This is a genomic window from Streptomyces sp. DSM 15324, assembly GCF_001514285.1.
Classification (GTDB): Bacteria; Actinomycetota; Actinomycetes; order Streptomycetales; family Streptomycetaceae; genus Streptomyces.
This window is the reverse complement of sequence record NZ_KQ949032.1, coordinates 352,342-374,106: the sequence shown is the minus strand read 5'-3', so window position 1 is coordinate 374,106 and position 21,765 is coordinate 352,342. Positions and strand designations below refer to the sequence as shown.

The 21,765-nt window shown below is 70.3% G+C and carries 16 protein-coding genes and 4 tRNA genes; 11 read left to right on the top strand and 9 right to left on the bottom strand.

Annotated elements, in window-relative coordinates; all coding sequences use genetic code 11:
• Positions 1–133: 133 nt before the first annotated feature.
• Positions 134–673, bottom strand: a complete 540-nt coding sequence (locus AQJ58_RS29715; protein ID WP_067255672.1) for a hypothetical protein — start codon at positions 671–673, stop codon at positions 134–136.
• 218 nt (positions 674–891) lie between these two features.
• On the opposite strand from AQJ58_RS29715, the gene AQJ58_RS29710 reads away from it, so the two are divergent.
• The 9 genes from AQJ58_RS29710 to AQJ58_RS29670 all read left to right on the top strand — a co-directional run bounded on the left by AQJ58_RS29710 (position 892) and on the right by AQJ58_RS29670 (position 9,686).
• Positions 892–1,242: a metallopeptidase family protein gene (locus tag AQJ58_RS29710; RefSeq protein ID WP_067255670.1), complete on the top strand. Its 351-nt coding sequence runs from the start codon at positions 892–894 to the stop codon at positions 1,240–1,242.
• Between the two features lie 114 nt (positions 1,243–1,356).
• A complete protein-coding gene (locus AQJ58_RS29705) occupies positions 1,357–2,955 on the top strand; it encodes a metallophosphoesterase family protein (RefSeq protein WP_067255669.1) in 1,599 nt (532 codons plus the stop codon).
• An 80-nt stretch (positions 2,956–3,035) separates the two neighbouring features.
• Positions 3,036–3,108, top strand: a tRNA-Glu gene (locus AQJ58_RS29700).
• 38 nt (positions 3,109–3,146) lie between these two features.
• Positions 3,147–3,221 (top strand) — tRNA-Asp (locus AQJ58_RS29695).
• Positions 3,222–3,245: 24 nt separating this feature from the next.
• Positions 3,246–3,319: transfer RNA gene (locus tag AQJ58_RS29690), tRNA-Phe, on the top strand.
• Between the two features lie 79 nt (positions 3,320–3,398).
• Entirely contained in the window at positions 3,399–5,021 is a 1,623-nt protein-coding gene (locus AQJ58_RS29685; RefSeq protein ID WP_199844714.1) for a hypothetical protein, read from the top strand.
• Positions 5,022–5,134: 113 nt separating this feature from the next.
• On the top strand, positions 5,135–9,079 hold the full coding sequence (gene hrpA / locus AQJ58_RS29680) for an ATP-dependent RNA helicase HrpA (RefSeq protein WP_067255667.1): 3,945 nt from the start codon (positions 5,135–5,137) through the stop codon (positions 9,077–9,079).
• A gap of 94 nt (positions 9,080–9,173) precedes the next feature.
• Positions 9,174–9,248, top strand: a tRNA-Asp gene (locus AQJ58_RS29675).
• A gap of 234 nt (positions 9,249–9,482) precedes the next feature.
• On the top strand, positions 9,483–9,686 hold the full coding sequence (locus AQJ58_RS29670; protein ID WP_067255665.1) for a DUF6274 family protein: 204 nt from the start codon (positions 9,483–9,485) through the stop codon (positions 9,684–9,686).
• A 469-nt stretch (positions 9,687–10,155) separates the two neighbouring features.
• Here AQJ58_RS29670 and bldC read toward each other — a convergent pair whose 3' ends face one another.
• Positions 10,156–10,362 (bottom strand): developmental transcriptional regulator BldC, encoded by a 207-nt coding sequence (bldC, locus tag AQJ58_RS29665; RefSeq protein WP_003949541.1) that lies wholly within the window; start codon positions 10,360–10,362, stop codon positions 10,156–10,158.
• A 596-nt stretch (positions 10,363–10,958) separates the two neighbouring features.
• Positions 10,959–11,801, bottom strand: coding sequence for a DUF8083 family protein (locus AQJ58_RS29660; protein WP_067255663.1), 843 nt, complete (start codon positions 11,799–11,801; stop codon positions 10,959–10,961).
• A gap of 244 nt (positions 11,802–12,045) precedes the next feature.
• On the opposite strand from AQJ58_RS29660, the gene AQJ58_RS29655 reads away from it, so the two are divergent.
• Together AQJ58_RS29655 and AQJ58_RS29650 are read left to right on the top strand one after the other, a co-directional pair.
• On the top strand, positions 12,046–13,140 hold the full coding sequence (locus AQJ58_RS29655) for a Leu/Phe/Val dehydrogenase (RefSeq protein ID WP_067255662.1): 1,095 nt from the start codon (positions 12,046–12,048) through the stop codon (positions 13,138–13,140).
• Positions 13,141–13,451: 311 nt separating this feature from the next.
• The gene (locus AQJ58_RS29650) at positions 13,452–13,712 is read left to right on the top strand and encodes a DUF3073 domain-containing protein (protein WP_067255660.1); all 261 of its coding nucleotides are present in this window, start codon (positions 13,452–13,454) and stop codon (positions 13,710–13,712) included.
• A 69-nt stretch (positions 13,713–13,781) separates the two neighbouring features.
• Here the strand turns inward: AQJ58_RS29650 and purM are convergent, their stop codons facing one another.
• From purM to purS, 6 genes are all read right to left on the bottom strand, one after another.
• Positions 13,782–14,861 carry a phosphoribosylformylglycinamidine cyclo-ligase gene (gene purM / locus AQJ58_RS29645; RefSeq protein ID WP_067255659.1) on the bottom strand — a complete coding sequence of 360 codons (1,080 nt, stop codon included), beginning with the start codon at positions 14,859–14,861 and terminating at the stop codon, positions 13,782–13,784.
• 45 nt (positions 14,862–14,906) lie between these two features.
• Positions 14,907–16,433: an amidophosphoribosyltransferase gene (gene purF, locus AQJ58_RS29640; protein WP_067255657.1), complete on the bottom strand. Its 1,527-nt coding sequence runs from the start codon at positions 16,431–16,433 to the stop codon at positions 14,907–14,909.
• A gap of 221 nt (positions 16,434–16,654) precedes the next feature.
• A complete protein-coding gene (locus AQJ58_RS29635; protein ID WP_067255655.1) occupies positions 16,655–17,452 on the bottom strand; it encodes a maleylpyruvate isomerase family mycothiol-dependent enzyme in 798 nt (265 codons plus the stop codon).
• 1,019 nt (positions 17,453–18,471) lie between these two features.
• A complete protein-coding gene (purL, locus tag AQJ58_RS29630) occupies positions 18,472–20,730 on the bottom strand; it encodes a phosphoribosylformylglycinamidine synthase subunit PurL (protein WP_067255654.1) in 2,259 nt (752 codons plus the stop codon).
• Positions 20,727–21,407, bottom strand: coding sequence for a phosphoribosylformylglycinamidine synthase subunit PurQ (purQ, locus tag AQJ58_RS29625; RefSeq protein ID WP_067255652.1), 681 nt, complete (start codon positions 21,405–21,407; stop codon positions 20,727–20,729). Before purQ ends, purL begins: the two co-directional genes overlap by 4 nt.
• On the bottom strand, positions 21,404–21,667 hold the full coding sequence (purS, locus tag AQJ58_RS29620) for a phosphoribosylformylglycinamidine synthase subunit PurS (protein WP_015659417.1): 264 nt from the start codon (positions 21,665–21,667) through the stop codon (positions 21,404–21,406). The genes purQ and purS overlap by 4 nt, the downstream gene beginning before the upstream one ends.
• Between the last annotated feature and the right edge of the window lie 98 nt (positions 21,668–21,765).

The window sequence follows — 21,765 nt, the reverse complement described above, 5'->3', positions numbered from 1 at the left end:
GTGGCGCCGGGCAAATGGGATCAAACGATCTACCACCATACGCACCCTGCCCCACCGAAGGCAAATCAAGACCCCGGAACACCGGGGAGACCCTCGTCACGCCACCCGGCGGCGCAGCGCGGCGCGCCCGGCACTACACCGGCACGCCCGCCTCCGGCGCCGGCTCCCGCTGGAGCAGCTGGGCGCCCGTTCCGCCGCCGGTCTCCTCGTGCGCGGAGGACGAGGGTTCCGCGACCGTCGGGTCCGGCGCCGGGGTCGGCGGCTCGGGGGAGGGCGCCGGCGGCTCGGGGGCGGGCGAGCCGGGCGCCGTCGGCTGCGCGTCCGTCGGCGCGGGCTCGCCGGGCGGCACCGTCCGCCCCGGCTTGGCCGGGCCCGCCGGCGCCGACGCGCTCGCACCGGCGGACGGCGAGGCGCTCGCGGAGGCGGAGGCGCTCGCCCCGTGCTTGCCCCGGTGCTTGCCGTGCCCGTGCTTGCCGTCCCCGCCGACGGCGCCCATGTAGCCGCCGCCCACCCCCGCCGGACCGCCGTCGGGCTCCGCGCCGCCGTGCCGCCCCGCCGAGTGCGACGGCTTGACCGGGCCCTCCGCGTCGTTCCCCACGCTCATGCAGCCGGCGGCGGCGGTCACGGCCAGGACGGTGGCGGCCAGACGAACGGGTACGTACATGGGGCGCACGGGGCCACCTCCGGTGCAGGCGCAAGATGAGTCACCTCACCAACTCCCGCCGCCCACGGGAGGACACGCGCCCCGTTCACGAAGCGCGCCGGGCGCGGCCACCGGGCGAGCGCGGCCCTCAGTCGGCCGCGGTCGTCAGCTCGGGTGAGTCGCCCCCGTGGCGGATGGGGGGCGTCCGCGCTCCTCCGATTACGCGCCCCGTCGTTGACAATGGCCCTGTGCTGGAGATGACGCGCGATGCGTTCGAAGAGCTGGTGAGTGAGGCCCTGGACAAGATCCCGCCTGAGCTGACGCGGGTCATGGACAACGTGGCCGTGTTCGTCGAGGACGAACCGCCCGCCGACGACCCGGAGCTACTGGGCCTCTACGAGGGGACCCCCCTCACGGAGCGCGGAGAGTGGTACGCGGGAGTGCTGCCGGATCGCATCACGATCTACAAGGGCCCGACCCTGCGCCACTGCGAGACGCCGGAGGAAGTAGTCCACGAGGTGGCCGTCACGGTCGTGCACGAGGTGGCGCACCACTTCGGCATCGAGGACGCGCGGCTCCACGAACTGGGCTGGGGCTGACCTCCTGGCGAGTTCCTCGCGCGTCATCTCCGGCACAGGCCCATGCGCTGACCGCCGGCCGGACGGACGCCGGCCGACCGCATACCCGGACGCACACCCGGGCATACGGCACCAATGGCTCGCGTCCGTGTCCGCGTCCCCCGTACGCCCTCCGCCTCGTCCGCCCCCGTCCTCGCACTCGCGCCCCGCCCGCACCCCTGGTCCCGCGGCCTCGGTCTCGTCGCGGTCGTGCTGCTGGGTGCCTGGCTGGGTCTGCTGATCGTCGGGAACGTGCGCGTACCGGTCGGCCCCATGAACACGACGATGACCCTGCGCCCCTCCCTCACCGGCGGCACCAAGATCAACGTCTCCCCGCTCGGCGCTCTCTCCCTCGACAGCCACACCGCCCCGGTCCGCCTCGACGTGAACGTCGACCAGCTCGACCCGGCCCGCTCCCAGGCCCTCGTCGACCACCCCGAGCGGCTCTCCGGCCTCCAGGGCGAGGTCGCCCACGACGTCCAGCACGGCACCCTCGACCTCGCCGTACGGTCCTGCGTCGCCGTCGTCTCCGGCGCCACCGCCCTCGGGCTCGTCGTCTACCGCCGCCCCCGCCGCGCCCTCGCCGCGGGCGGCCTCGCCCTGGCCCTGCTCGCCGCCTCCGGTGCCACCGCGTACGCCACCTGGAACCCCAAGTCGGTCCTCGAACCCCGGTTCTCCGGCCTGCTGTCCTCCGCGCCCTCGCTCGTCGGCAACGCGCGCAGCATCGTCACCGAGTTCGACGTCTACCAGCGGGAACTGGCCCGACTGGTGACGAACGTGACCAAGCTCTACGACGTCACCTCGACGCTTCCCGCCTACCAGCCCGACCCCAGCACGGTCCGCGTCCTGCACGTCTCCGACATCCATCTCAACCCCGCGAGCTGGAAGATCATCGCCTCGCTGGTGGAGCAGTACAAGGTCAATGTGATCGTCGACTCCGGCGACACCATGGACCACGGCACGTCCGCCGAGAACGGCTTCCTCGACCCCGTCGCCGACCTGGGCGCGCCGTACGTCTGGGTGCGCGGCAACCACGACTCCCGCGTCACCCAGAGCCACCTGGACCGCATCAAGAACGTGCACGTCCTCGACGACGGCCGCGCCGAGACCGTCGCCGGGCTGCGCTTCGCGGGGATGGGCGATCCCCAGTTCACCCCCGACCGCTCCTCGGTGCCGGGCGCCGGGGCGTCCGAGGAGGCGGCCGGGGACCGCCTGGCGGAGGCGCTGCGCACCGAGACGGCGGCCGGCACCCCGGTCGACGTGGCCGTCGTCCACGAGCCCTCCGCCGCCCGCCGCACCGACGGCACGGTTCCGCTGGTCCTCTCCGGCCACCTCCACCACGAGCAGACGGAGGTCATGAAGAACGGCACCCGGCTGCGCGTGGAGGGCTCGACGGGCGGCAGCGGCCTGCGGGCCGTCGAGGGCGAGTACCCCGACCCCATCGAGGCGTCGATCCTCTACTTCGACCGCGGCACCAAGCGCCTCCAGGCCTGGGACGAGATCAAACTGGGCGGCCTGGGTCTGACGACGGCAGAGGTGAGCCGCCACCTCCCGAAGGAGAACCGGCCCGGCGCCTCCCCGACCCCGCCCGAGACCCCCACCCCCACCCCGACCGAGACCCCGACGCCTCCGCCGACCCCGCCCTCCGCCACCTCGCCCCCCTCCCTCAGGCCCCCTTCCACCCCCTCCCCGTAAACCGTTTTGGCGATCCCTCCCGCCATCCCATATGCTTCTCACGTCCCCGACGCGCTGAGAAGCGCCCAGGCGGGCCGATAGCCCTCATCGTCTAGCGGCCTAGGACGCCGCCCTTTCAAGGCGGTAGCACGGGTTCGAATCCCGTTGGGGGCACGCAACACCGTGTGCGACACTGTCGTACACAACAGCTTGGTCCTGTGGAGCAGTTTGGAGTGCTCGCCACCCTGTCAAGGTGGAGGCCGCGGGTTCAAATCCCGTCAGGACCGCTGAGGTTTCACGTGAAACCTCGTGGCTGGGTAGCTCAGTTGGTACGAGCGATCGCCTGAAAAGCGATAGGTCGCCGGTTCGACCCCGGCCCCAGCCACTCAGATCGAAAACCCCCTCCGGGTAACCGGAGGGGGTTTTCGTCGCTCACGTAGCTCGCAGAGAACCTAGGGGGGTTCTTGAGACGCATCACACGGGGACTGGTCACGGCCGGCGCCGTCCTGTTCTCCACGCTCGCCCTGCCCGTCACGGCGCACGCCGTGGGACCGAACGTGCTCCAGGCGTACAGCGACCAGGCCGACTGGTCGGTCGTCGACGTACGGCTCAACTACGGCAGCGAGATCGACAAGGTCACCGTGGCCCTCCGCCCGGTCGGCAGCAGCCAGTCCGAACCGCCGGTCGCCACGGTCACGGACTTCAAGCAGACGTACTACATCAGCCAGTGGGAGGGCGTCTGGTCCTCCCCACCCGTCCACCTGGACACCCTCGGCGACTACACGATCGACGTCGAGGCCACCAACGCGGCGGGCGAGACCACCGTCCAGAAGGACGCGGGCACCCTGCGCTACCGCAAGCAGCCCGTCTTCACGGACTTCACGGTCACACCGACCGAGCCGGACATCGAGAACAAGACCGTCACCGCCACGGGCGCCATGGTGATGCGCGACCCGAGCACCCGGGAGACCTCGCCCTTCGCCGGCGCCACCGTGAACCTCGACCTCGGCCGTCTGGAGACCACCGCGGTCACGGACGAGGACGGGCACTTCTCCGCCTCCAGGGAGATACAGGAGGGCGGCTGGGCCCGTGCCCAGTACGAGGGTGAGCCGGGCTGGGCGTACAGCCCCGTCCGCGGCATCACGCCGAAGGCCGCTCCCACCCGCTTCGTCCTCGACAAGACCGATTTCCACCTCACGGCCAACGACCCGCTCAAGGTCAGCGGGACCCTGGAGTACCAGAGCGGCGGCCAGTGGAAGCCACTGGCCGGCATCCCGGTCGAGATGGACTACAAGGACAGCTCCACCTCCCACGCGATCGACGCGACCACGGACGAGAACGGCCGCTTCACCCTGTCCACGTACGCGTACGGCACCACCACCTACGAGGTGGGCTTCCCGCCGTATCCGTACAACGCCTGGATCCAGCGCACCGCGCACGTCGACGTGAAGGTGGCCGTCACCTCGACGACGCGCTTCCCCGAGTTCACCGCCCAGCTGAACGAGTACGCCGAGCTCGAGGTCACCGGCATCGTCGACGTGGTCGGGAACTACTTCGGCGGCCAGGTGGCCGTCGACATCCAGTACTCGCCCAACGGCAGCACCGGCTGGACCACCAAGAAGACCGTGAAGACCAGCTTCGGCTCACAGTTCATCGTCGACAGGATCCCCGGGTACACCGACGGGTACTGGCGGCTGCGCTACGCCGGGTCCGCCACGAAGGACATCAAGGGCGGCACCAGCAAGCCCCTGCGCAAGAACCGCTCCCTCACCAGGATCAAGGGCGCGAACGCCTCTCCCGAACCGGTCCGCAAGGGCCGCACGATCACCGTCACGGGCGTGCTGCAGGAGGCGAAGCCCGGTACGACCGCGTGGAAGGCGTACGGGGGCAAGAAGGTGCAGATCCTGTTCCAGCCCAGGGGCACGACCTCGTGGTACCTGATGACCACGGTCACCACCAGGGCGAACGGCTCCTTCAGCAAGGGCTTCAAGGCCCAGCAGGACGGCACCTGGGTGCCCGTGTTCCTCTACCCGGACAGCAAGCACTTCGTCGGCAGCGGAACCGAGGACTACGTCGACGTGCGGTGACGCCCGCGAGGACGGGTGCGGGGGCGGGCGGGGCCGGGAGCGGGTGGGGGTACGGCCGGCGGGCCCAAAAAGGTTCGCCACGTATTTGGCCGGGATGAGATCCTGGACCGCGTATGTCTACGCACCCTGCCCCCGCCCTCGGCGCCCTCGCCCCTCGCCTGGCCGAGCTGTCCCTGCGCGACGCGCACCGGCTCGGACGCAGGCTCGAAGGCGCCCGCAAGATCCGCAAGCCGGAGGCCCGTGCCGCGGTCCTCGCCGAGATCGAGGCCGAGGTCGCACGGGTCGAGGAGCGGATGGTCCTCAGGCGCGACCGCGTCCCGGCCGTCACGTATCCCGAGCAGCTCCCGGTCAGCCAGAAGAAGGACGAGATCGCGGCCGCCATCCGTGATCACCAGGTCGTCATCGTCGCCGGTGAGACCGGATCCGGTAAGACCACCCAGATCCCCAAGATCTGCCTGGAACTCGGGCGGGGGGTGCGCGGGATGATCGGGCACACCCAGCCCAGGAGGATCGCGGCCCGTACCGTCGCCGAACGCGTCGCCGAGGAGCTGCGGACGCCGCTCGGTGAGGCCGTCGGCTGGAAGGTCCGCTTCACCGACCAGGTGAACCCGGACGCCACCTTCGTGAAGCTGATGACGGACGGCATCCTGCTCGCCGAGATCCAGACGGACCGCGAGCTGCGCGCCTACGACACGATCATCATCGACGAGGCCCACGAGCGGTCCCTGAACATCGACTTCCTGCTGGGGTACCTGGCGCAGCTGCTGCCGCGGCGGCCCGACCTGAAGGTCGTCATCACCTCGGCGACCATCGATCCCGAACGCTTCTCCCGCCACTTCGGCGACGCCCCGATCATCGAGGTCAGCGGACGGACGTATCCGGTCGAGGTGCGCTACCGGCCACTCCTGGAGGAGGACTCCGAGGACGCCGACCGGGACCAGATCACCGCGATCTGCGACGCCGTGGAGGAACTCCAGGCCGAGGGCCGCGGCGACATCCTCGTCTTCCTCTCCGGTGAGCGCGAGATCCGGGACACGGCGGACGCGCTGGAGAAGAAGCAGTACCGGTTCACCGAGGTGCTGCCGCTGTACGCCCGCCTGTCGCACGCCGAGCAGCACCGCGTCTTCCAGCCGCACACCGGCCGCAGGATCGTTCTGGCGACCAACGTCGCCGAGACCTCCCTCACCGTCCCGGGCATCAAGTACGTCATCGATCCCGGCTTCGCCCGGATCAGCCGCTACAGCCACCGCACCAAGGTGCAGCGCCTGCCGATCGAGCCGATCAGCCAGGCCAGCGCCAACCAGCGCAAGGGCCGCTGCGGCCGCACCAGCGACGGCATCTGCATCCGTCTCTACAGCGAGGACGACTTCAACGCCCGTCCGGAGTTCACGGACGCCGAGATCCTCCGTACGAACCTCGCCTCCGTCATCCTGCAGATGACCGCGGCCGGCCTCGGTGACATCGAGAAGTTCCCGTTCATCGACCCGCCGGACCACCGCAACATCCGCGACGGCGTCCAGCTGCTCCAGGAACTGAACGCGCTCGACCCGGCCCAGAAGGACCCACGCAACCGGCTGACGCAGACCGGCCGCAAGCTGGCCCAGCTCCCCGTCGACCCGCGTCTGGCCCGGATGGTCCTGGAGGCCGAGAAGAACGGCTGCGTCCGCGAGGTCATGGTGATAGCCGCCGCGCTGTCGATCCAGGACCCGCGCGAACGCCCGGCCGACAAACAGACCCAGGCCGACCAGCAGCACGCCCGCTTCAAGGACGAGACCAGCGATTTCCTGGCGTACCTCAACCTGTGGCGGTACGTCCGTGAGCAGCAGCGCGAGCGCGGCTCGTCGTCCTTCCGCCGGATGTGCAAGCAGGAGTACCTGAACTTCCTGCGCATCCGGGAGTGGCAGGACATCTATACGCAGCTGCGAACGGTCGCCAAGCAGATGGGCCTCCCGCTCGACGAGCAGGACGCCTCGGGCGACAGCATCCATGTGTCCCTCCTCGCCGGTCTGCTCTCGCACATCGGCATGAAGGACGTGAAGGAGGGCGCGAAGAACGAGTACCTGGGCGCGCGCAGCGCCAAGTTCGCGATCTTCCCGGGTTCGGCGCTGTTCAAGAAGACGCCGCGGTTCGTGATGTCGGCCGAGCTGGTCGAGACGTCCCGGCTCTGGGCGCGGGTCAACGCGAAGATCGAGCCGGAGTGGGTGGAGCCGCTCGCCGGGCATCTCCTGAAGCGGACGTACAGCGAGCCGCACTGGGAGAAGGACATGGCGGCCGTGATGGCGTTCGAGAAGGTCACGCTGTACGGCGTACCGATCATCGCCCAGCGGAAGGTCAACTACGGCCGGATCGACCCGGAGGCGAGCCGCGAGCTGTTCATCCGCAACGCGCTCGTCGAGGGCGACTGGCGGACGCACCACAAGTTCTTCGCCGACAACCGCAGACTCCTCAGCGAGGTCGAGGAGCTGGAGAACCGGGCCCGGCGCCGGGACATCGTCGTGGACGACGAGACGCTCTTCGACTTCTACGACCAGCGGGTGCCCGAGCATGTGGTGTCCGGGGCCCACTTCGACTCCTGGTGGAAGCGCAAGCGGCACGAGCAGCCCGACTTCCTGGACTTCGAGCGGGAGATGCTCATCCGCGAGTCGGCGGAGGCGGTCACCAAGGCCGACTATCCCGACTCCTGGCGGCAGGGGCAGCTGAAGTTCCGGGTGACGTACCAGTTCGAACCGGGCGCGGACGCGGACGGTGTGACGGTCCACATCCCGCTGCAGGTCCTCAACCAGGTCACGGACGACGGTTTCGACTGGCAGATCCCCGGCCTGCGGGCGGAGGTCGTCACCGAGCTGATCCGCTCCCTGCCCAAGCCGGTCCGCCGCAACTACGTGCCGGCGCCGAACTTCGCCCGGCGCTTCCTGGACCAGGCGGTCCCCCTCCAGGAGCCGCTCACCACCGCCATGGCCCGTGATCTCAAGCGGATGGTCGGTGTCCCCTTCGAGGCGGAGGACTTCGACTGGTCGAAGCTCCCCGACCATCTGAGGATCACCTTCCGGATCGTCGACGAGCGGCGGCGCAAGCTGGCCGAGGACAAGGACCTGGAGGCGCTGAAGCTGCGGCTGAAGCCGAAGGCGCGCCAGGCCATCTCCCAGGCGGCCGCCGCCACCGCCGAACGGCAGGGCGGTGAGTCGCTGGAGCGCGAAGGGCTGACGGACTGGTCCATCGGCTCCCTGACCCAGGTGTTCGAGACCCGCCGCGCGGGCCAGCCGGTGAAGGCCTACCCGGCCCTCGTGGACGACGGGGACACCGTCTCCGTACGCCTCTTCGACACGGAGGCGGAGCAGGCGGAGGCCATGTGGAAGGGCACCCGGCGGCTCATTCTGCGCAACATCCCGGTCAACCCTGCGAAGTTCGCGTCCGAAAAGCTCACGAACGCTCAGAAGCTCGCTCTGTCGGCCAATCCGCACGGTTCGATCCAGGCCCTCTTCGACGACTGCGCGATGGCGGCGGCGGACCGGCTGATCGCCGACTTCGGCGGGCCGGCGTGGGACGAGGAGTCGTACCGGAAGCTGTACGACAAGGTGCGCGCGGAGATCGTCGACACGACCGTGCGGACCGTCGGGCAGGTGCAGCAGGTGCTGGCCGCCTGGCAGGCCTGTGAGCGGCGCCTGAAGAGCGTGCGCAGCCCCGCGCTGCTCGCGAACCTGACGGACGTGCGCAAGCAGTTGGACGCCCTGGTGAAGCCCGGCTTCGTGACCTGGGCGGGGCTGCGCAGGCTCCCGGACCTCATGCGCTACCTGGTGGCCGCCGACCGGCGCCTTCAGCAGATGCCGACGGCGGTCCAGCGGGACACCACGCGCATGGAGAAGGTCCACGAGATGCAGGACGAGTTCGCCTGGCTCCTGGAGCAGCTGCCCCAGGGCCGGCCCGTGCCGTCCTCGGTGCTGGAGATCCGCTGGATGATCGAGGAGCTCCGGGTCAGCTACTTCGCCCATGCGCTGGGCACGGCGTACCCGGTCTCGGACAAGCGGATCGTGAAGGCGATCGACGCGGCCGCTCCGTGACGAGAAGCTCACGGAGGGTGAGTTCGACCAGCGGGCTCACCCTCCTGTACAGTCCTTCTCGCAGCACAGCGCAGCGCGAAGTGCCGCAAAGCCTGGTCCTGTGGAGCAGTTTGGAGTGCTCGCCACCCTGTCAAGGTGGAGGCCGCGGGTTCAAATCCCGTCAGGACCGCAACAGGGGAAGCCCGGATCTTCGGATCCGGGCTTCTTCGCGTCCCCGGGCCGAATCCGGGCTTCTTCGCGTTCCCCCGGCCGCCGGAGGCGGGGCACCCACCGCGGGGCCCTCCCCGTGTCCGGTTGCCCCCTCCCCCCGGGCCGCCCACCCGGCGGCTCCCTTGACGGCGTCACATTCGCTCGGTACCCCAGAACTCAGGGCACGTTCCCGTGGCCCTCCTGGAGGTGGCGTATGGCGGCATCGGCTAGGCACGAGACGCGGGCGTTACTCCGCGCGCACCTGTCGGCCGCGTCGTCGTACGGGCATCTGACCCGCCACTGTCCGATCTGCCACCGCCTGCTGCGGCTGGCCCTGGACGGCGCCCCACGGGGCGCCCAGGGCCCCGGGGAGGCGCCGGAGGACGCCCCGGCGGACGGGGCCTCCTCGACCGCTTGATCAACGGCGGTGCCGCCAGGGGTAGTTGCCGGTCCTCCACTAGCGCAGCGGAACCCGCCGCAACAAGGCCACCGGCATGTGACAGGCATCACGGAATAAGTTTTGGAACCGGGCGTTCTTACCCGTCTCCGACAACTGGTCAATTTAATATGTGCAATTGCACCACGAGGGTGGAAGTCCCCGGGACACCTCCGGAGCCCCGCGTCAGGGGTTTCCAGGAACCCACGCAGACCCTCCCCAGAGTCCGACAGGCTCGCTCACAGACCGACCCGATCCGACCGCCCAGGCGCCGTCGAGCGGCCTCAAGCGCACAAAAAAGATCGCGCTGGACCCGGCGGAGTCCAGCGCGATCGACGACGTTCCCGATGGGCGAGGGGCCTGTTGGGGCAGGACCCACGTCGCTTGGAGCTAGGTTTCGGGCGTTCGCACAGGTTGGGGGACCTGAGGTGTTGCCCGGTTATTCAGTTGTTCAGGCCTCGCTGCGCTGCTGCGGGATACCCGCCAGCAGGGCGCGGACCTCGGCCTCGCGGTAACGGCGGTGTCCGCCGAGCGTGCGGATCGACGTGAGCTTGCCGGCCTTCGCCCACCGCGTGACCGTCTTCGGGTCCACGCGGAACATGGTGGCGACCTCAGCCGGGGTCAGCAGCGGCTCAGCATCAGGGGTGCGAGCGGTCATGAGCGGCCTCCTCGGGAGAACCGAACCTTCTCGGTTCTTTCCTCTAAATTCTGCACCTTGACCCGCGTTGCCCGAAATGGCGGACGCGAGTCGAGTCGGTTATAGGACGAACGGCTTGTCCTCGGCACTACAACTACACCATCTGTCCAGCCGCGTCGGCCAAACCGATGGAATTGCCCCCCAGGTGTTCATCGGCGACGGAAGCCGATGGACCATGCCATAGCGGACAGTCACGCCCCTGTGACGATCAGTCACAGGGGCGCTCAGGAGTCACGAGACCCCCCATAGCGTGCAATGCCGAGATTCCCCCCACCATGGAGCATAAGTAGGCGGATGGAGCCCTCCCCGGACTCCTTGTCCTATTTTGGCACGAGGAGGGGCAAGCTACGCAAGGGCCGCGTACGTGCGGTCCGTCACCCTTGCGCCATAAGCCCGGATCGGGGATCTACGTCCCGTCAGTTCCGTGAAGTGCGGTTGACCGTACGCTGTTCGACCCTTTTCGGCCGTGACGTAGGTCACTTTGTGAAAGCGCTGTCGCTACTGTCACATCGTCAGATCACAGCATGCCGGATCCGACAGGTGTGCGAGGGGGTCCCCTAATTGGCCGAACGCCGGTCCCGCACCGCCCGCCACCGCTCGACGAGCCGCCCGTACGCCTCGCCGGCCGCCGCCCCGTCGCCCACCCGCAGCGCCTCGATGCCCTCGGCCACGTCCGCCGCCGAGTGGTCGCCCTCCAGATGCCCGGCCGGAAGGGTGTGCACCAGGCCGCCGTAGTCCAGTTCCACCAGTGAACGCGGATGGAACTCCTCCAGCCAGCGGCCCACGTCCAGCAGACCGTCGACGAGCGGCCCGTCGTCCAGGGACTGCTTGAGCGTGCGCAGCCCCCGGGCCGTCCGCCGCCGCGCCTGCACCATCGGCGTGCGGTACCGCAGCACGGGCGCGGACTCCCCCGTCCCCTTCTCGTACACCCGCTCCTCGTCGGAGAAGAGCACGAACCAGTTCAGGGGCACCTGCCAGGTCGCCGTGCGGATCCAGGGGCGCGCGTCGGGATTGCGCTCGCGCCAGCGCTCGTAGTCCTTCGCCGCCTGGGCCCGTACGACCTCCGGGAGCACCGCCTCCAGAACCGAACGGGGGAGTTCGTCGCCCAGCTCGGACAGGGCCTGCCAGCCGCGCAGCCGGGTGCGCCACGGACAGATGTGCAGCACGCCGTCCATCTCGGCGACGAACGCCTCCCCGCTCTCGTGGACCGGCACCGCCACCGGCGGGGTGGGCAGCAGATCGGCCAGCGAGCGGCGCAGCTCGTCCTGGTAGGAGGGGCGGTCGGGGCGGCGGGCGTAGCGCGTCCAGTGGGTGCGCTCGGGCTCGGGGAAGGCGGCCAGCGGCTCGTACACGCGCAGGTAGGTCGCATAGGGGACGATCACCGAGGACACCTTGGGCACGCCTGCTCCCTCCCCCGCCACCCGGCCGGGAAACCTGATCGGCCCGCGCGCGGGGACACGGGAAACGCCTGCGCATGGTCGCACGGGCGTACTCCGGGAGGAGGTCATCCGGCATCCGGACGGAGGTGATCCGTAAGAGTGCGCGTTCGACGGGCCGCGCAGGCTCTACGCTCGTCCCACAGGCCCCCGCCACCCCTGGGGCGCCTGCGTCCCGATCGCCGCGAGTTACCCAGGAGTCACCACCGTGACCGACGTAGACAACGGCGTCCTGCACAGTCTGTTCCACTCGGAGCAGACGGGTCACGAGCAAGTCGTGCTCTGCCAGGACCGCAAGAGCGGCCTCAAGGCCGTCATCGCCCTCCACTCCACCGCGCTGGGCCCCGCACTCGGCGGAACCCGGTTCTACCCCTACGCGACCGAGGCGGAGGCCGTCGCCGACGCGCTGAACCTCGCGCGCGGGATGTCGTACAAGAACGCCCTGGCCGGTCTGGACCACGGCGGCGGGAAGGCCGTGATCATCGGCAACCCGGACACGATCAAGACCGAAGAGCTGCTGCTCGCCTACGGCCGTTTCGTGGCCTCTCTCGGAGGCCGGTACGTGACGGCCTGCGATGTCGGCACCTACGTCTCCGACATGGACGTGGTGGCCCGTGAGTGCCGCTGGACGACCGGCCGCTCACCGGAGAACGGCGGCGCGGGCGACTCCTCCGTGCTGACCGCCTTCGGCGTCTACCAGGGCATGCGGGCCTCGGCCCAGCACACCTGGGGCGACCCCTCGCTGCGCGGCCGCCGGGTCGGTGTCGCCGGCGTCGGCAAGGTCGGCCACCACCTGGTGGAGCACCTGCGCGCCGAGGGCGCCGAGGTCGTCGTCACCGACGTCCGCGAGGACGCCGTACGCCGCGTCCTCGACCGGCACCCGCAGGGCGTGACGGCCGCCCCCGACACCGAGGCGCTGATCAGCACCGAGGGGCTCGACATCTACGCCCCCTGCGCGCTCGGCGGCGCGCTGAACGACACGTCGGTCCCCGCGCTCACCGCGCGGATCGTCTGCGGCGCGGCCAACAACCAGCTGGCCCACCCGGGCGTCGAGAAGGACCTCTCCGACCGCGGCATCCTCTACGCGCCGGACTACGTGGTGAACGCCGGCGGGGTCATCCAGGTCGCCGACGAACTGCACGGTTTCGACTTCGAGCGCTGCAAGGCGAAGGCGTCGAAGATCTTCGACACCACGCTCGCGATCTTCGCACGTGCGAAGGAGGACGGGATTCCGCCGGCCGCGGCGGCGGACCGGATCGCCGAGCAGCGGATGCACGAGGCGGCCAGGACGCGCGGATGGTGAGGTTCCGGTAGCGGGCCCGCCGGAGGCGTCCCGAGGGTTTGGTCGGTACCGCCGGGTGGAAAGTTAGAGAGAACTCTCACTCTTCCCGGCGGGTCGGCCGCCGATAAGTGGTTAAAATCGCCACTGACCAGCGAGGACGGGACGTCTCACAGGTCCTGCGCACACGCGCGTGCTACGGGCGACGTACCGTACGGGCGTGGGCTCAGGTACCGTGGGAGCCCTACGACGGGCTCTCCGAGGAGAGACCGCTCTGGATCATGAACGCGTGTCAACCTGGGGCCAGCGAGCCCCGTCGTTGAGGGGGTCGAGCCATGGGGCGCGGCCGGGCCAAGGCCAAGCAAGCGAAGGTCGCCCGCCAGCTGAAGTACAACAGCGGCGGGACGGATCTCTCACGCCTGGCCGAAGAGCTGGGCGCATCGCCATCGAACATGCCGCCGAATGGCGAACCGTTCGAGGACGATGACGATGAGGAAGACGACGACCCGTACGCACGGTACGCCGATCTGTACGGGGACGACGAGGACGACGAGGACGACGATTTGTCCCACCACCACCATCGTCGCGGCGCTTGACCTCGCTGTGAGCATCCACCCGGTCGGTGACTTCGGTCACCGACCGGGTCTTGTGCTGCCCCGCAGGGCTCAGCTCGCGTAGTCCCCGACGAGTTCGGCTCCGGTGGTGTGGTCACCGCGCTCGGTGATCTCACCGGCGACCCATGCCTCGACGCCACGGTCGGCGAGGGTGGCGAGGGCCACGTCCGCCGACTCCTGGGGCACGATCGCGATCATGCCGACGCCCATGTTCAGGGTCTTCTCCAGCTCCAGGCGCTCGACCGAGCCCGTCCTGCCGACGAGGTCGAAGATCGGGGCCGGGGCCCAGGTGGAGCGGTCCACCGTCGCGTGCAGCCCGTCGGGGATGACCCGGGCCAGGTTGGCCGCGAGTCCGCCGCCGGTGATGTGCGAGAAGGCGTGCACGTCCGTCGTACGGGTCAGGGCCAGGCAGTCCAGCGAGTAGATCTTGGTGGGCTCCAGGAGCTCCTCGCCAAGGGTGCGGCCGAGGTCGTCGATCCGGGCGTCGAGGGCGAGGCCCGCCTGGTTCAGCAGGACGTGCCGGACCAGCGAGTACCCGTTCGAGTGAAGGCCGGAGGACGCCATGGCGATCACGGTGTCACCCGTGCGGATGCGATCCGCGCCGAGCAGCCGGTCGGCCTCCACGACGCCCGTTCCGGCGCCGGCGACGTCGAAGTCGTCCGCACCGAGCAGGCCGGGGTGTTCGGCCGTCTCACCGCCGACCAGGGCGCAGCCGGCCAGCACACAGCCTTCGGCGATGCCCTTGACGATGGCGGCGACCCGCTCGGGGTGGACCTTGCCGACGCAGATGTAGTCGGTCATGAACAGCGGCTCGGCACCGCACACGACGATGTCGTCCATGACCATGGCGACCAGGTCGTGGCCGATCGTGTCGTAGACGCCGAGCTGGCGGGCGATGTCCACCTTCGTGCCCACGCCGTCCGTGGCGGAGGCGAGCAGCGGACGCTCGTAGCGCTTGAGGGCGGAGGCGTCGAAGAGGCCGGCGAATCCGCCGAGGCCGCCGAGGACCTCGGGGCGCTGCGTCTTCTTCACCCACTCCTTCATCAGCTCGACGGCGCGGTCGCCCGCTTCGATGTCGACGCCCGCGGCTGCGTAGCTGGCGCCGCCCTCGGCAAGGGGGGTCTCAGACATGGCTGGTGAGAACTTTCGTGTCGTACGGCAGCGGTTGCGGGCCGTCTACGGGCGGCGGATCGCGTCGGCGGCGGCCGTGGCGGCCGGGCCGGCGGCCAGCTCCGTCTCCAGCAGCTGCTTGCCGAGCAGCTCGGGGTCCGGGAGCTCCATCGGGTACTCGCCGTCGAAGCAGGCCCGGCAGAGGTTCGGCTTGGCGATGGTGGTCGCCTCGATCATGCCGTCGATGGAGATGTACGCCAGGGAGTCGGCGCCGAGCGAGGTGCCGATCTCGTCGATGGTCATGCCGTTGGCAATCAGCTCCGCGCGCGTGGCGAAGTCGATGCCGAAGAAGCAGGGCCACTTCACGGGCGGGGAGGAGATCCGGATGTGGACCTCGGCGGCGCCGGCCTCGCGCAGCATCCGCACGAGCGCGCGCTGCGTGTTGCCGCGCACGATCGAGTCGTCGACGACGACCAGGCGCTTGCCCCGGATGACGTCCTTGAGCGGGTTCAGCTTCAGGCGGATGCCGAGCTGGCGGATCGTCTGCGAGGGCTGGATGAAGGTCCGGCCGACGTAGGCGTTCTTGACCAGGCCGCTGCCGAAGGGGATGCCCGAGGCCTCCGCGTAGCCGATGGCGGCGGGGGTGCCGGACTCCGGGGTCGCTATGACCAGATCGGCCTCGGCGGGGGCCTCCTTGGCGAGCTTGCGGCCCATCTCCACACGGGACGCGTACACGTTCCGCCCGGCGATGTCGGTGTCGGGGCGGGCCAGGTACACGTACTCGAAGACACAGCCCTTGGGCTTCGCTTCCGCGAATCGAGAGGTGCGCAGGCCGTTCTCGTCGATGGCGACGAACTCGCCCGGCTCGATCTCCCGGACGAAGCTGGCGCCGCAGATGTCGAGGGCGGCGGACTCGGAGGCGACGACCCAGCCGCGCTCGAGGCGGCCGAGGACCAGCGGGCGGATGCCCTGCGGGTCACGGCCGGCGTAGAGGGTGTGCTCGTCCATGAAGACGAGGCTGAAGGCGCCCTTGACCTGCGGGAGGACCTGGTGGGCCGCCTCCTCGATGGTCAGCGGCCTGCCGTCCTCGTCGACCTGGGCCGCGAGCAGCGCGGTGAGCAGGTCGGTGTCGTTGGTCGCCGCGACGCGCGGGGTGCGGCCCTCCTGCTTGGGCAGGTCGGCGACCATCTCGGCGAGCTGGGCGGTGTTGACGAGGTTGCCGTTGTGGCCGAGCGCGATCGAGCCGTGCGCGGTGGCCCGGAACGTCGGCTGGGCGTTCTCCCACACGGAGGCGCCGGTGGTCGAGTAGCGGGCGTGTCCGACCGCGATGTGACCCTGGAGCGAACCGAGCGAGGTCTCGTCGAAGACCTGGGAGACGAGGCCCATGTCCTTGAAGACGAGGATCTGGGAGCCGTTGCTGACCGCGATACCCGCGGATTCCTGGCCCCGATGCTGGAGGGCGTAGAGCCCGAAGTACGTGAGCTTTGCGACCTCTTCGCCCGGAGCCCAGACACCGAAGACGCCACAAGCGTCCTGGGGGCCCTTCTCGCCGGGAAGCAGATCGTGATTGAGTCGACCGTCACCACGTGGCACGCCACCGAGTGTAGGCGAGATCGACCACTGGTCCGAATTGGCGATACCTGCCGGTAACTGGATCTTCGTTGGTCCGATCCATCGATGATCAACTTGTTTACGCAGGTCAGACACGCTATACGGCGATCCTGAGGCCACCGGTGCCGCAACTCGAAGGGGTTCGCGCGGTCGCGGTCCGTATGCACGAGTGAGGTGTCGCACACCATTCTGCGTGGGCCGGGTCAGGACATCAGCGGCAGGAGCGCTCCCAGATCGGCCCGCTCGCCGCTCGCGCTGACCTTCGCCGCGTCCCTGGCCTCGGCCCAGGTCTGCCGTCCGGTCGCCAGCCTGATCCAGGTCAGCGGGTCCGTCTCGACGACGTTCGGCGGTGTGCCGCGGGTGTGCCGCGGGCCCTCGACACACTGCACGACGGCGTACGGCGGCACGCGCACCTCCGTCGCGCCGCCGGGCGCCTTGACGGCGAGCGCGTCCGCGAGGAGCCGGGTGGTGGTGGCGAGGGCCTGGCGGTCCAGGGGGACGGCGAGGCCCGGCACGGCGGCGTTGAGGTCGTCCGTGTGGACGACCAGCTCGACGGCGCGGGTGACGAGGTAGTCGGCGAGCGGCAGCGCGCCGGCGTTGGTCTGGAGCAGCCGTGTGCCGGGGTGGGTGTCGAGCTGTTCGACGAGGTCGCGCTCGACGGCGGCGAGGTAGCCGTCGAGGTCGGGGTGTTCCGCGGTCAGCCACCGGGTGAAGTCGTCGATGGCCGGGGAGTCGGCGGAGGTGGCGAACGGCCAGTCGAGCAGCACGGCGTCCTGCTTCGGGGGCTCCGGGAGGGCGAGGGCGCGCCCGATGGCGGTGAGCGCCATCCCGATGTGCGCCACCAGCTCCCGCACTCGCCACTCACCGAGCCGCGTCGGCAGCGCGAGCTGCCCGGCCCCGAGTCCGGCGACCCCTTCCCGCACCTTCCCGAACTGGGCGAGCACCGCCGCCCGGGTCTTGACGGGGTCATAGGTCCGAGTGCGCTTCTTGGCCGCAGGCATGACGGTGAGCCTAGGCCTTGCCGTGCGGACCGGGTCGGCCGGCCCGAGCCGGCTGGCCCTTCAGCCGACGCACGGCGTGCCCTGGACGCCGGGGGCGGGCCGCCCACCGGCGAGGGCACACCTCGGCGAGCCCGGGCCGCCGGGGCGATCCCCACCTGCCCCTTCACCAGGGGTCGCCCCCCACGCGCTCGACCTCGACGTGCGCGGCGCCACGGGCGAGACCCCGATGGGCGCGGGGCCACAGGCGAGACTCCGACGGGCGAGACCGCCGCGGGCGCGACACCACGGGCGAGACCCCGACGGACGCGCCACCACAGGCGAGACCCCGACGGACGCGGCACCACGGGCGAGACCCCGACGGGCGGGCCGCCCAGCCGCCCCAGTCGCCCGGCCCGCGACCCGCGCCGTCGTGGACGGCACCGCTCCAGGGGGCCGGCAGTCCCTCCCGCCACTCCGACACCGTGGTGCCCGCGCGAGCGCCCCTCGTGCGAGCCGCCGGTGACGCCGCCTGCGTCGTGGCTGAGCGGGAGCCCAGGGCGTTCGCAGCTGGTGCGGGACCCGACGGCGCCACCGCTGGGGGCGGCTGGCCGGGCCCCCGCCACTCCGACATCGCTGGGGCGCGCGAGGGAGCCCCCCTCTTGCGAGCGAGCCACCCCGGTGATTCCGCCCGCGCCCCGGCCGGACGGAACCCGGGGTGGCCCGAGGTAGTACGGGACTCCGCAGCGACGTGGCCGGGCTGGAGCCCGGGGCGCCCGTGATGATGCGGGACGCGGAGACGCCCCCGCTCCCAGGAGCCAGGCGCGCCCTCCCGCCACTCCGGCACCACCGGGACCTGCGCGAGCGCCCCTCCCCCTCGAAGCTGGCGCCGGGCTCGTCCCCGCGACCCGGTCGGGCCCGGGCCCGGGTGCCCGTGATCGGGGCGGGGGCGAAGCCGGTGTCGGCGCGGCTGCGGGAAGCGGTGAGGGCCCCGGCCGTCTCGGCGGTCGGGGCCCTCAGCGTCGTACGGCGTCGGCGTTCGGCTACGCGAGCAGCCCCGGGATGGTCGCCTCGTGCGCCGTGCGCAGCTCCTCCAGGGTGAGCGCGAACTCGCCCTGGACGTCCACCGTGTCGCCGTCGACGACACCGATGCGGGTGACCGGGAGGCCCCGGGCGCCGCACATGTCGTTGAAGCGGACCTCCTCCGAGCGCGGGACCGCGACGACGGCGCGGCCGGCGGACTCGGAGAACAGGAAGGTGAAGGCGTCGAGCCCGTCCGGTACGACCAGACGCGCGCCCTTGCCGCCGAGCAGCGCCGACTCGACGACCGCCTGGACGAGACCGCCGTCGGACAGGTCGTGCGCGGAGTCGATCATCCCGTCGCGCGAGGCGGAGATCAGGATCTCGGCGAGCAGGCGCTCGCGCTCCAGGTCCACCTTCGGGGGCAGGCCGCCGAGGTGGTCGTGGACGACCTGGGACCAGGCCGAGCCGCCGAACTCCTCGCGGGTGTCGCCGAGGAGGTAGAGCAGCTGGCCCTCCTCCTGGAAGGCGACCGGGGTGCGGCGGGCGACGTCGTCGATGACACCGAGGACCGCGACCACCGGGGTCGGGTGGATGGCGACCTCGCCCGTCTGGTTGTAGAGGGAGACGTTGCCGCCGGTCACCGGGGTGCCGAGCTGCAGGCAGGCGTCCGCCAGACCGCGGACGGCCTCCGCGAACTGCCACATGACGGCCGGGTCCTCGGGCGAGCCGAAGTTCAGGCAGTCGGAGACGGCGAGCGGCTTGGCGCCGGTCGTGGCGACGTTGCGGTACGCCTCGGCGAGTGCGAGCTGGGCGCCGTGGTACGGGTCGAGCTTGGCGTACCGGCCGTTGCCGTCGGTCGCGATGGCGACGCCGAGGCCCGACTCCTCGTCGATCCGGATCATGCCGGAGTCCTCGGGCTGGGCGAGGACGGTGTTGCCCTGGACGAAGTGGTCGTACTGCGAGGTGATCCACTTCTTGGAGGCCTGGTTGGGAGACGAGACGAGCTTGAGGACCTGGTCCTTGAGCTCCTCACCCGTCCGCGGCCTGGGCAGCTTGTTCGCGTCGTCGGCCTGGAGGGCGTCCTGCCAGTCCGGGCGGGCGTACGGGCGCTCGTAGACCGGGCCGTCGTGGGCCACCGTGCGCGGGTCGACGTCGACGATCTTGCCGCCGTGCCAGAAGATCTCCAGGCGGTCGCCGTCGGTCACCTCACCGATGACGGTGGCGATGACGTCCCACTTGTCGCAGATCTCGAGGAACCGGTCGACCTTCTCGGGCTCGACGACGGCGCACATGCGTTCCTGCGACTCGCTCATGAGGATTTCCTCGGGCGAGAGGGTCGAGTCGCGCAGCGGGACGTCGTCGAGGGTGACGCGCATACCGCCGGAGCCGTTGGAGGCGAGCTCGCTGGTGGCGCAGGACAGACCGGCCGCGCCGAGGTCCTGGATGCCGACGACGAGCTTCTCCTGGAAGGCCTCCAGGGTGCACTCGATGAGGAGCTTCTCCTGGAAGGGGTCGCCGACCTGGACGGCGGGGCGCTTCGAGGGCTTGGCGTCGTCGAAGGTCTCGGAGGCGAGGATCGACGCGCCGCCGATGCCGTCGCCGCCGGTGCGGGCGCCGTAGAGGATGACCTTGTTGCCTGCGCCGGAGGCCTTCGCGAGGTGGATGTCCTCGTGCCGCATGACGCCGATGGCACCGGCGTTGACCAGCGGGTTGCCCTGGTAGCAGGCGTCGAAGACGACCTCGCCGCCGATGTTCGGCAGGCCCAGGCAGTTGCCGTAGCCGCCGATGCCCGCGACGACGCCCGGCAGGACGCGCTTGGTGTCGGGGTGGTCGGCGGCGCCGAAGCGCAGCGGGTCGACGACCGCGACGGGGCGGGCACCCATGGCGATGATGTCGCGGACGATGCCGCCGACACCGGTGGCCGCGCCCTGGTAGGGCTCGACGTAGGACGGGTGGTTGTGCGACTCGACCTTGAAGGTGACCGCGTAACCCTGGCCGACGTCGACCACGCCCGCGTTCTCGCCGATGCCGACGAGGAGCGCGTCGCTCTGCGGGGCCTTCTCGCCGAACTGGCGCAGGTGCACCTTGGACGACTTGTAGGAGCAGTGCTCCGACCACATGACGGAGTACATGGCGAGCTCGGCGCCGGTGGGGCGGCGGCCGAGGATCTCCACCACCCGCTCGTACTCGTCCTTCTTCAGGCCGAGTTCGGCCCAGGGCAGCTCGACGTCGGGGGTCGCGGCCGCGTGCTCGACCGTGTCCAGAGGCGTCCGGCTCATGCGTTGACCAGCTTCTTGAGGATCGAGGTGAAGAACGGGAGACCGTCGGTGCGGCCGGACCCGATGAGGGGCTCGACGGCGTGCTCCGGGTGCGGCATGAGGCCTACGACGTTGCCGGCCTCGTTGGTGATGCCGGCGATGTCACGGAGGCTGCCGTTGGGGTTGAAGTCCAGGTACCGGAAGACCACCCGGCCCTCCGCCTCCAGCTTGTCGAGCGTGTAGGCGTCGGCGACGTAACGGCCGTCCATGTTCTTCAGCGGGATGTGGATCTCCTGGCCGGCCGTGTAGTCGGCGGTCCAGGCGGTCTCCGCGTTCTCCACCCGCAGCTTCTGGTCGCGGCAGATGAAGTGGAGGTGGTCGTTGCCGAGCATCCCGCCGGGCAGCAGATGGGCCTCGGTGAGGATCTGGAAGCCGTTGCAGATGCCGAGGACCGGAAGGCCGGCCTTCGCCTGCTCGATCACGGTCTCCATCACCGGCGAGAAGCGGGAGATGGCACCGGCGCGCAGATAGTCGCCGTACGAGAAACCGCCGGGCAGGACGACCGCGTCGACCTGGTGGAGGCTCTTGTCCTTGTGCCAGAGGGCGACCGGTTCCGCGCCCGCGAGACGGATCGCGCGCTGGGTGTCCCGGTCGTCGAGGCTGCCCGGGAAAGTGACGACGCCAATACGAGCGGTCACTTCGCGGCCTCCGCGACTTCCTCCACCTTGACGGTGAAGTCCTCGATCACGGTGTTGGCGAGGAAGGATTCCGCAAGATCGTGGATGCGGGCGAGGGCGGCCTCGTCGACCGGCCCGTCAACTTCCAGTTCGAATCGCTTTCCCTGACGTACGTCGGAGATGCCTTCGAAACCCAGGCGCGGCAGTGCGCGCTGCACCGCCTGGCCCTGGGGGTCGAGGATCTCCGGCTTGAGCATGACGTCGACTACGACGCGTGCCACTGGCACTCCCGGTGGTGTGGTGCTGAGCAGGTTCCTGCGGTGTCTCCGACAGGTGCCTTCAGACTACCCGCACAAAATTTCTACGCGCATAGAGTTGT

Coding starts and splice junctions, on each gene's coding strand:
- AQJ58_RS29705 (WP_067255669.1), top strand. CDS start 1,357: ATGGCTCGCGTCCGTGTCCGCGTCCCCCGTACGCCCTCCGCCTCGTCC.
- hrpA (WP_067255667.1), top strand. CDS start 5,135: ATGTCTACGCACCCTGCCCCCGCCCTCGGCGCCCTCGCCCCTCGCCTG.
- AQJ58_RS29670 (WP_067255665.1), top strand. CDS start 9,483: ATGGCGGCATCGGCTAGGCACGAGACGCGGGCGTTACTCCGCGCGCAC.
- bldC (WP_003949541.1), bottom strand. CDS start 10,362: ATGACCGCTCGCACCCCTGATGCTGAGCCGCTGCTGACCCCGGCTGAG.
- AQJ58_RS29650 (WP_067255660.1), top strand. CDS start 13,452: ATGGGGCGCGGCCGGGCCAAGGCCAAGCAAGCGAAGGTCGCCCGCCAG.
- purM (WP_067255659.1), bottom strand. CDS start 14,861: ATGTCTGAGACCCCCCTTGCCGAGGGCGGCGCCAGCTACGCAGCCGCG.
- AQJ58_RS29635 (WP_067255655.1), bottom strand. CDS start 17,452: ATGCCTGCGGCCAAGAAGCGCACTCGGACCTATGACCCCGTCAAGACC.
- purL (WP_067255654.1), bottom strand. CDS start 20,730: ATGAGCCGGACGCCTCTGGACACGGTCGAGCACGCGGCCGCGACCCCC.